The sequence below is a fragment of the Oceanobacillus jeddahensis genome (assembly GCF_000750635.1).
GTDB lineage: Bacteria > Bacillota > Bacilli > Bacillales > Amphibacillaceae > Oceanobacillus > Oceanobacillus jeddahense.
This window is the reverse complement of sequence record NZ_CCDM010000002.1, coordinates 885,999-896,694: the sequence shown is the minus strand read 5'-3', so window position 1 is coordinate 896,694 and position 10,696 is coordinate 885,999. Positions and strand designations below refer to the sequence as shown.

Here is a 10,696-nt window from a genome sequence, read left to right as displayed (position 1 = left end):
ATGCCTTTTCAAATATTAATAAACGTTTTGATTGCGATACTCTGGATGTTTTTACAAAACGAGTATACATTCGTAAGTTTTCTTTCCGGTTATTTCATTGGAATTTTAATCTTAATCGTTATACGGCGTTTCCTAAAGTTTGATTTCTATTTAAAAAGAGTCTGGGCTATTCTGAAATTAATTTATCTATTTATGATTGAATTAATTAAAGCAAATATTGATGTTGTGAAAGTAGTACTTAATCCAAAACAAGATCACCAGCCTGGAATTGTTGCTGTCCGAACACGCTTAGAATCAGACTTTGAAATCTCTATGCTGGCAGCGTTGATCACCCTGACTCCAGGAACGATTTCCATGGACTTCTCAGATGACAGTAAAACCATTTATGTCCATTCGATCGATGTACCAGATAAAGAAGCCATGATCAAAGATATTCAGGACTCTTTTGAAAAAGCAATTATGGAGGTGACGAAATAATGTTTGATACAATTATGATTATTGCATTAAGTGCACTCTCCGTCGCCCTTGTTTTATTGTTTATCCGTGTGATGATTGGTCCGTCCACACAGGATAGAATTCTGGCATTGGACGCTATTGGTGTTCTACTTGTTGGATTTATCGGGATATTAATGATTTTACAAGACACATCCGTGTTCTCTGACATTGTTCTAGTACTGACTATTTTGGGATTTGTCGGGACCTTGACCCTTTCAAAATTCCTGGAAAGAGGTGTTGTCATTGACCGCGATGATTGAAGTACTTGTAGCTGTCTTTGTTGTCATTGGTGTATTCTTTGCCGTAGTGAGTGCCATTGGTATACTTCGGTTAAAGGATATTTATAGCCGTGCGCATGCTTCTGGTAAAAGTGCGACTTTAGGTGTTATTTTTATTATGCTTGCTGTATTTATTCACTTTATAAGCCAAGGTGAAATGAATGCAAAAGTATTATTAGCTATTCTGTTCTTATTCCTGACAGCACCAGTAGCCAGTCTAATGGTAACGAGATCAGCTTACCGTAACGGCGTAAAGCTTGACAAGAATTCGATAACGGATGATTTAAAAGAGATGTACGAAATGGATCGAAACCAATCAAAATAAATGAAACACTAGCTCCAATTTAATTCGTGCTATTTACGAATTAAATTGGAGCTTTTTATATGGACAGACACGTTTTCTTCCTTCCATACATAAGATTAGGCTATAGGCAATTACCTAGAAGGTTTAAAGGTGCTGACTCTTGGAGGTGATGGGATTTGTCTGTTGTTTTATCTGCACTTGGACTATTTATTAAAGAAGCTTTATTTTTTGTTTCTTATGTAAAGAACCAGTCTTTCCCCCAGCCACTATCCCCTAAGGAAGAAGCAAAATACATCCAATTGATGCAGGAAGGAGATGAAGAAGCCAGAAACAAATTGATTGAACATAATTTGCGTCTCGTAGCCCATCTAGTCAAAAAATTTGAAAATACCGGCGAAGACATGGAAGATTTAATTTCTATTGGGACGATTGGTTTAATTAAAGGTGTGGAGAGCTTTTCTACCGGAAAAGGAACAAAACTGGCCACATATGCGGCTCGCTGCGTTGAGAATGAAATTCTGATGCACTTAAGAGCTCTCAAGAAAGTCAAAAAAGATGTCTCCCTGCATGATCCGATTGGCCAGGATAAAGAAGGAAATGAAATTAGCTTAATTGATATATTAGAAGCTGAAAATGAAAATGTAATTGAGTATATTCAATTAAATATGGAGATTTCTAAGATTGAACAGTATTTTTCCATCTTAGACAGCCGGGAACGGGAAGTAATTGTGTACCGTTACGGTTTAAATGATCAGGAGGAAATGACACAGCGGGAAATTGCAAAGAAATTAAATATCTCTAGAAGCTATGTATCACGGATTGAGAAACGTGCATTGATGAAAGTATTTCATGAGTATTACCGAAATGAGCACCCTTCGTTGTAAATGTATGATTAAAAAAGAGAGTAGTTATTTCTTTATAACTAAAAATCCAAACGTATATTCAAAATAACTAACTCGGCTTAATAACGTCCCAGGTGAGTACTAATCACTTGGGACGTTTTCATTCATATATAACAAGATAATGAAAATCTAAAAAATTGATGTTATTTTAGATTCAAAAACTCATGCGTTCATTAATAGTATAATCTAATTTTCTATATTATTCTCTTAGCTTACCATTCATTTATGGGAGGTAAGGATAACAGCTTCCCGTTCTTCTTATAAATAAAAAGGATATCAAACAACACTTTATGCATTATTTGATGTCCTTTTGTTAACGAATTGAACTTACTTATTATCGTGTTTTAAAGTTATCTTTTCACGCTCACGATTAGATTTTGCTGCATTTAAAAATAGAAAAAAAGCAATTAAAATAATATACAATGGTATTAACGGAAGTAAAATATCCTTAATTTGTAAATTTGAACCAAAATTTCTTAGTAGAATTGCTATATAGATAAATACTGTAAACCCTATGCTTATAAACATAATCAAAAATTGAATTAATGGAGCAATACTTCCTACTTCTTTTTTTTGTTCTGGTATATAAGTATCCTTAGAAACATAATGTTCACTTGATTCTTGAACTTTTTCATATTCTACATTACTATCATCAAAAAGTGCTCTAGATAATTCTAATTTTCTATCCACATCAATAAAGCTTGTTTCAAATAATTCTTTGATTAATTCCTCTTTGACATCTATCACAGAATACATATCACTAATTTTAATACTATAACTTCTTGAATATGATGTTATTAAAGCTTTTATTATTTGATTACTTGGAATAGCACCTTCAGAAATTAAATTCCTTAGTACTGCCACCAATTGATGATTAGCTTCTTTTACTCGTTTATTATACTCACTTCTCCCAAAAAGTTTCACTGCTATTTTGTATAATAAATAATAGATAACCGAACCTATGATACTTGCTAAAATGCTAATAATCCAAGGATTCAAGTTCAGACCCCCCTATTCATACTATTCAATATAACTCCGCAATTGGTTAGTATTTTTATTGTATCAAATTCTAACTTGTTTGCATTAGATACATGCTTGTATTTGTATCTCTTCGTTCTTGAGTACAAAGGTTTAAGATATTGCGGTCATAAAACGAAACTTCATTCAGTGGGAGTTTTTCGACGCACAACTCTTTACGATGGGACGAGTAACCGCAGTCCCAGGATGTGCTAGTGCAGACGTTGCGACAACGGTTTTCGATGGGGCGAGTAATCGCAGCCCCAGTCCCAGGACGTCACGAACCTAGTCTGCTTCCTTCATTCTCCCACTGAATTAGCCTAAGTGATTCAGGGAGGTAGCGCCCGTTATCTCCCGCCTAAATTAATTTATTTTCGCTTTTTATTTTGAGGCGGGAGTTTTACGGGCGCTTCCCCGTGATAAATTTTTCACTGATTTAGATGAACAAAACAAAATGGATTCCTCTCCTTTTTTTGAATTCGATCTACTCGATTTAATGACAATGATAAAACTACCGTAACTATCAAAAAGTTTCTGTTTTGATGAATTACAAGGAGAAACTAAAAACATTTACTGCTTCATTAATGAATTAATAGCTTGATTCACTTTAATTAGAATTTAAATTGTGAGTAGATAACATACGAAAAAGAGAGAAGCTCCATCAAGCCTCTCTCTTCCTTTCTATTCCTTCTCTATTCTTTTTCAATCTCCACATTCTTTGTAGGTGAGAATGTAGAAATAGCGTGTTTAAAAATAAGTTGTTGTTTCCCATCTGTTTCCAGCAATACCGTAAAGTTATCAAATGCTTTTACCGTTCCTCGTAATTGAAAACCATTCGTTAAAAAAACCGTTACAAAAATATGATTCTTGCGCAGTTGATTCAAATACTGATCTTGAATATTGACGGATTGGGCCATATATAAGTTCCTCCTCTTTTCTATCTATACATCTTTATTCTATTTATTCTTGTAAAAATCCTGCTAAATCATTTAAAATTAATTTCATTTGTTGTGCAGCTTCTTTTTCTGTAAGCTGATACCAGTGTACATCCAGTTTATTCCGGAACCATGTGAGTTGTCTTTTTGCATACTTGCGTGAATTTTGCTTTACCGCTTGGATAGCATCATCTTGTGATAAGCGATTATCCAAATAAGCAACTATTTCCTTATAACCAATTGCATGCATCGACTGACAGTCCTTATAACCTTTAGCAATAAGAGATTGGACCTCGTCGATCAAGCCTTCCTCGACCATTTGATCCACACGCCGGTTAATCCGGTCATATAATATTGGCCGCTCCATATCTAATCCAATAATAAATGGATCATAAGGTGATTCTACTTGCTGCTCTTTCTGATATGCTGTCATGGTCAGCCCAGTCATTTCATAAACTTCTAACGCGCGTACAAGACGACGATGATTATTCGGATGAACTTTCTTAGCTTGTTCTGGATCAACCTGTTTCAAGCGCTCATAAAGCTTTTCTGATCCTTCTGTTTCAATTTGCTGAAATAACTTATTAGTGATTTCCTCATCACGGCGCTGATTCGAAAAATGATAATCAAATAATACAGATTGAATATACAATCCACTTCCACCAACGATAATAGGCAGATTGCCACGCTCGTGAATAGAATCAATATGGTATTTTACATGCTCCTGGAAGTCTGCCACAGAGAAAGCTCTATCCGGATGGATAATATCAATCATATGATGAGGAATACCTTCTGTTTCTTCTGATGTTACCTTTGCTGTGCCAATATCCATCCCTTTATATACTTGTGTCGAATCACCGCTGATAATTTCCCCTTGGAACTTTTTTGCGGCAGCAATTCCTAATGCTGTCTTTCCGACTGCTGTTGGTCCTACGATAGAAACTACTTTTTTCTTCATTTACCTATTCCTCAACTTCAAATTTTTTTGTGTTCACTCTACCTACATAATACGCTTAAACATCTTTTCTAATTCATAGGTAGAAAAATGAACAATAATCGGTCTTCCATGCGGACAAGTGAATGGGTCTGTTGTACTTCGCAAATCTTCAAGCAGCTGAAACATTTCCTCACTAGTTAGATAATGATTGGCTTTTATCGACCTTTTACAAGACATTAGTATCGCTGCTTCTTCACGTATTTTTTCTACATTAACCGTGGATTCCTGAATAAATTGATCTACCATTTCTCTAATAATTTCTTCTTCAAAACCGGCTGGGAACCAGGTTGGATGAGAACGTATGATATATGTCTGATTGCCAAAGGGTTCAAAAAATAACCCGGCTTTTTCTAGCGTATCCTTCGCTTCTTCAATAAAGATAGCTTCTTTTTTGGAAAAGTCAAAGGTCATCGGTATTAAAAGTTCCTGTGATTCATTAATTGGCTTTCCAAGCTTTCGTTTAAAAAATTCATATTTGACCCGTTCCTGGGCAGCATGTTGATCGACCATGTACAAGCCGTTTTCATTTTGTGCCATAATATACGTTCCCTGCAACTGGCCAATTGGATACATCATCGGCACCCGCGGCGGCTGTTCAACTTTTTCTCCTGTTTGAAGAGAGGTTGAGACGTCTTTTAAAGGCTCCTCAGGTACTCTCTCTTCCTGATTGACGATTGCCCCTCGTTCTTCGCTATTCGTCTCTATGCCCTTATTCTCTTCTCGAAGAAAGATCGGTTCTTCTTTTTGAAATGGATTTTCTTCCTTGATAACCTGCTGGGAGTTTTCAAACTCTCTACCTTTATCTTGAAACGGATGAGCAGGCTCCGTGTCAAATTGAAATGCATGCTGTTCTGATTTTTCTTTAGGCTCTGGCTTTTTTGTTACCTCTGGAATAAGTGTCATCTTCCTGAAATGAGACTGAATCATATCTCTGACAGCCGCATATAGCTCTTTTTCTTTACTGAAGCGGACCTCCAGCTTAGCAGGGTGCACATTTACATCAACAAGAATCGAATCCATCTCAATAGAAAGCACCACAATCGGTGAACGACCAATTGGCAGCAGCGTATGATACCCTTCTATAATCGCTTTGTTTAAAGCAATATTACGGACAAATCTGCCATTAATAATTGTAGACATATAGTTTCTGGATGCTCTTGTTACTTCCGGCTTTGCAATATATCCAGTAATGGTAAAATCCAATGTCTTATATTCAACTGGCGACATTTGTTTGGCTACACTCATCCCATATACTTGTGAGATCACCTGCAGCATATCCTTATTTCCAGATGTTTTTAAAAGCCCTTTGCCATTATGAGTTGCTTCTATCCGAATTTCCGGGTGCGCTAATGCCATCCGGTTCAAAACATCTGATATATGGCCTAGTTCCGTATGCAGGCTCTTCATATATTTCAAACGTGCCGGTGTATTATAAAATAAATCCCTGACAATAATCTCCGTACCTTGACGGGCATCACTCTTGCCTCTTTTTACAACTTTTCCACCCTCTAGTTCAAGTGACACACCTGCAGCGTCTCCTTCAGACGTATGAATTGATAGCTTGCTTACAGAAGCAATACTAGCCAACGCTTCGCCGCGAAAACCAAGTGTTTTTACATGAAATAAATCTGTCTCTGTACTTATTTTACTTGTCGCATGTGGCAAGAAAGCCTTCTCCACATCCTCTGCAGCAATACCGGAGCCATTATCGACAATACGCATTTCCGATAATCCGGCTTCATGTACATCGATTCGTATCCATGTAGCGCCTGCATCAATGCTATTTTCAATGATTTCTTTTACAACCGAAGCAGGACGTTCTACCACTTCTCCTGCTGCAATTTTATTTGCCAAACTATCCGGCATTTGCATAATTGGCATGTTATCACCTTCCTCTTACTTACTACTTCATTTTCTTCTGCAGGCGATATAATTCATTCATGGCTTCTAATGGATTCATTTCTAATATATTTAAACTTTTAAGTTCCTCTAGAACTGCATTATCCTTATTATCTAGCTTTACCGGCTTTGTTGCTTCTTTATTCTCTTCCACAAAAAAAGATAGTTGAGCTGACTCGGTTTCTTCTGGTTCCAGTGAAGGAGCTGCTTCTTTTTGAGTTTCTGTTTCATTACTTTTTTCAAACCCCTCCAAAATAACAGAAGCACGGCTAATTAATTCATCTGGTAAATCAGCTAATTTAGCTACATGAATTCCGTAACTCTGGTCAGCTGCTCCATCTTTAATTTGATGGAGAAAAACAACATTTCCTTCATGTTCTTCTGCCCGGACGTGGATATTTTTTAAGTGTTTTAAAGAGGTTTCTAATGCTGTCAACTCATGATAATGGGTTGAAAAAAGGGTTTTAGCATGAATATGGTCATGAATGTATTCTACAATCGCTTGAGCTAAAGCCATTCCATCGTACGTACTTGTTCCACGCCCAATCTCATCTAATAAAATCAGACTGTTGGCAGTAGCATTTTGAATAGCGTGTCTAGCTTCAAGCATCTCCACCATAAAAGTACTTTGACCGGACACCAAATCATCCGCTGCACCGATTCGGGTGAAAATCTGGTCAAAAACTGGCAATATTCCCGATTCAGCCGGGATAAAGCAGCCCGTTTGTCCCATAATTGCAATCAGAGCTACCTGCCGCATATAAGTACTTTTACCAGACATATTCGGACCAGTGATAAGCAGCATTTGCTGATTATCATCTAGTTGGGCATCATTCGGTACATAAGTGCCGTTTTTCATTACCTGCTCGACAACTGGATGCCGCCCTCCTTCTACAGAGAAAACACCTTCTTGGAAACTTGGGCGTTTATAATTATTTGCTTCACTTATCGTCGCAAATCCTTGTAATACATCTATTTCACTGACGATTTGTGCGAGCTGTTGAATTACTGGAATATCTTGCTTTATTCGCTCTCTAATTTTAATAAATAAGTCATATTCCAGGTCCACACTTTTCTCATCCGCCTCTAAAATAAGGGTTTCTTTTTCTTTTAATTCCGGGGTGATAAAGCGCTCTGCGTTTGTTAACGTTTGTTTCCTTTCATAGCGGTCATCTTTCAACAAAGGTAGGTTTGGTCTAGTCACTTCAATATAATAGCCAAATACACGGTTATATCCTATTTTAAGTGACTTAATTCCAGTAACTTCCCGCTCTTGTTGTTCTAAAGAGGCAATCCATTGTTTTCCGTTTTTAGAAGCATCGCGATATTTATCTAATTCTTCATGATAGCCTTCTTTAATTAAAGCCCCTTCTTTGATAGAAATCGGTGGTTCTTCTACTAAACTGTTTTCCAGAAGGTCAACGATATAATCTGGATAGATTAAAACATCTGTCAGTTCTCTTACTTCAGGAATGTCAAGCTTCCCAAGCGTCTCTTTAATCACTGGGATTTGCTGCAGAGATTGTTTTAATTGAATTAAATCTCTCGCATTGACATTTCCAAAAGCAATTCTTCCAGATAAACGTTCTAAATCATAAACGGATTTTAAATTTTCCCGTAGATTTTCCCGTTCCATAAAAGCATCCAAAAATGTTTCGACAACTTCTAAACGTTGATTTATTTTAACTTGATTTAACAAAGGCCGCTCCAACCATTTTTTCAGCATTCTTGCTCCCATAGCTGTCACTGTTTTATCCAGCACCCATAATAAGCTGCCATGTTTTGACTTTTTCATGATGGACTCTGTTAGCTCTAAATTACGTTTGGAATACATATCCAGGCTCATATATTGTTTTAATTCAATCACTTCTGCAGGCTGTAAATGATCTAAGGAACGCTTTTGGGTGTTTTGAATATAATTCAACAATCTACTAAATGCTTTCATTAAACGCTCATCCGTTAAGTTCTCACTTAAATCACGAAATTCTGCATTAAAATTTACTTCGTCCTGATACGATAACGTAACGTGCAATCGCTCCCGGAGGTTTGTTTGCATTTCTTCAGGCAGACTAGAGGAAATGACAATTTCCTTTACTGGCTGATGATAAAATTCATGAATCACACTATCCCAGCCATCGTCCATTAAAGCAAGACGGTTCTCACCAGTGGATAAATCGTTATAAGCAATGACAAAGGAACCATCTTCAAAATGAGACAAACTGCCAATATAATTGTTTTCTCCCTCAACCAACATGTTACTTTCCATAACCGTACCTGGTGTAATCATTTGGACCACTTCGCGTTTGACCACACCTTTAGCTGTCTTGGGGTCTTCGACTTGTTCGCAAATGGCTACCTTATACCCTTTATCAATTAATACCTTTATATAATTTTCGGCAGAATGATAAGGGACACCGCACATCGGGATTGGATCATTTCCTCCAGCCCGCTTGGTTAGAGTGATCTCTAATTCCTGCGCAGCCTTTGTTGCATCATCATAAAACAACTCATAAAAATCGCCGAGCCGGTAAAATAAAAAAGCATCCTTATATTGTGATTTTATTTCTATGTATTGCTGCATCATTGGTGTTAATTTGCTCATGAAAAAATTTCCTCCAGCTTAATAAAATTATCTGTATTATTCCTATTAATTGCATTTCCATATTTTTGGTTTGGGCGAGTATTTCTAGCCTAGACACATAGCAGAAAGAAAAACTTTCGCCTTCTGATGTTTTTGTACTATATTCTCACATAGTTTTTAAATAAACTTTAAGATGAATTTAATTCCATTATAGCATATTATTAAGCAATCTTGCTTTATCCTGTTTTAAAGAAAACTTGGTATTTAACAGGTCTTTCGGCGAATCCCCTAGTTAGGAATGAGGCTGGACTGCAAATATTCATGCTACCGAAGTGCTTTTTTACACTTTCATCGACTAAGAACGGTCACGCCATGTGACCTACGTCGATACAAGGATATTGTATTCAACGCACTTTTTCCTTAAATTTCTTATCGTTAGAAAACGAAACATTCGCTTAAGGGCAAGCGAATGTTTCGCATTACCATTTCCTGATGTACAAAAGAAAACGAGAGTAATATTTACCCTCGTATCAATTTAATCTTTGTGTTTGTGATGGATAAAGTCCGGTCTAATATCTTCTGCCTCATCATTAGTCATTTCATGGTCCCACATAAAATCATCTTCTTCGTCATCGCTCTTCCAGTTTGGCTTCACTTTTACACAGATTTTAGTTTCACCAATTATTTGAACGACAAATTCACGTTCAATTTCAACAGTGATACTGCCGCCTTTATCTGAAATCATACATTCTAAGCAATTAGGCTGCTGAAGTACTTTTGCGATAATATCATATTCATCATTAATGCAATTATCGTCTTTTACAGATAACGGAACAACATCTGTGTATTCCACCCTTTCTGTGATAACCTCTGTTTTTGTATTATCATTGTAAGAATACCATACATTAATATCATAACTGCCACTGATAATGACAGTATCCTCAGACTTCTTCTTTGCGTGGTATAAATGATTGATCACCCAGCACCCAAGAATACTTGTCGGACGATGGCTTGGAGTTATCGTATGGGTATCTTTTGTGAATTTTCTACCTTTACCACATACTGCTTTCGTAATGATTTCTCTATATTCTTTATCAAGAAAAGTCATGATATATTTTACCTCCTCTTTTTTCATAGTCATTTTATGCACGGCAAATACCTAAAGTGCATAACTATTGCTAAGAAAAAAGAAAAGTCGCCGTTTTAGAATAGCTTATAGGGTTTTCATTTAAAAAAATGGGCTAAAATCTTGTGTACTGAATAGAAATTAAAATGTTCATTTATCCTT

Annotated in this window: 10 protein-coding genes; 4 read left to right on the top strand and 6 right to left on the bottom strand. The window is 36.5% G+C overall.

Translation table 11 applies throughout. From position 1 onward, the window contains the following. The 4 genes from BN986_RS12030 (at position 1) to sigK (ending at position 1,961) form a co-directional block, all read left to right on the top strand. Positions 1 to 477 carry a Na+/H+ antiporter subunit E gene (locus BN986_RS12030; RefSeq protein WP_040980262.1) on the top strand — a complete coding sequence of 159 codons (477 nt, stop codon included), beginning with the start codon at positions 1 to 3 and terminating at the stop codon, positions 475 to 477. Next, positions 477 to 755 (top strand): Na(+)/H(+) antiporter subunit F1, encoded by a 279-nt coding sequence (locus tag BN986_RS12025; protein WP_040980260.1) that lies wholly within the window; start codon positions 477 to 479, stop codon positions 753 to 755. The genes BN986_RS12030 and BN986_RS12025 overlap by 1 nt, the downstream gene beginning before the upstream one ends. Beyond that, the gene (gene mnhG, locus BN986_RS12020; RefSeq protein ID WP_316244927.1) at positions 748 to 1,098 is read left to right on the top strand and encodes a monovalent cation/H(+) antiporter subunit G; all 351 of its coding nucleotides are present in this window, start codon (positions 748 to 750) and stop codon (positions 1,096 to 1,098) included. The genes BN986_RS12025 and mnhG overlap by 8 nt, the downstream gene beginning before the upstream one ends. 155 nt (positions 1,099 to 1,253) lie before the next feature. Continuing rightward, positions 1,254 to 1,961, top strand: coding sequence for an RNA polymerase sporulation sigma factor SigK (gene sigK / locus BN986_RS12015; protein WP_040980256.1), 708 nt, complete (start codon positions 1,254 to 1,256; stop codon positions 1,959 to 1,961). 345 nt (positions 1,962 to 2,306) lie between these two features. Here the strand turns inward: sigK and BN986_RS25730 are convergent, their stop codons facing one another. The 6 genes from BN986_RS25730 to BN986_RS11985 form a co-directional block, all read right to left on the bottom strand. Beyond that, positions 2,307 to 2,978, bottom strand: coding sequence for a hypothetical protein (locus tag BN986_RS25730; RefSeq protein WP_052400756.1), 672 nt, complete (start codon positions 2,976 to 2,978; stop codon positions 2,307 to 2,309). A gap of 710 nt (positions 2,979 to 3,688) precedes the next feature. Next, entirely contained in the window at positions 3,689 to 3,913 is a 225-nt protein-coding gene (hfq, locus tag BN986_RS12005) for an RNA chaperone Hfq (RefSeq protein ID WP_040980254.1), read from the bottom strand. A 43-nt stretch (positions 3,914 to 3,956) separates the two neighbouring features. Beyond that, a complete protein-coding gene (gene miaA, locus BN986_RS12000; protein WP_040980252.1) occupies positions 3,957 to 4,889 on the bottom strand; it encodes a tRNA (adenosine(37)-N6)-dimethylallyltransferase MiaA in 933 nt (310 codons plus the stop codon). 42 nt (positions 4,890 to 4,931) lie between these two features. Beyond that, positions 4,932 to 6,809, bottom strand: coding sequence for a DNA mismatch repair endonuclease MutL (mutL, locus tag BN986_RS11995; protein ID WP_040980250.1), 1,878 nt, complete (start codon positions 6,807 to 6,809; stop codon positions 4,932 to 4,934). Positions 6,810 to 6,831: 22 nt separating this feature from the next. Beyond that, positions 6,832 to 9,429 (bottom strand): DNA mismatch repair protein MutS, encoded by a 2,598-nt coding sequence (gene mutS, locus BN986_RS11990; protein WP_040980248.1) that lies wholly within the window; start codon positions 9,427 to 9,429, stop codon positions 6,832 to 6,834. A gap of 514 nt (positions 9,430 to 9,943) precedes the next feature. Further along, on the bottom strand, positions 9,944 to 10,516 hold the full coding sequence (locus tag BN986_RS11985) for an outer spore coat protein CotE (RefSeq protein WP_040980246.1): 573 nt from the start codon (positions 10,514 to 10,516) through the stop codon (positions 9,944 to 9,946). Positions 10,517 to 10,696 lie beyond the last annotated feature (180 nt).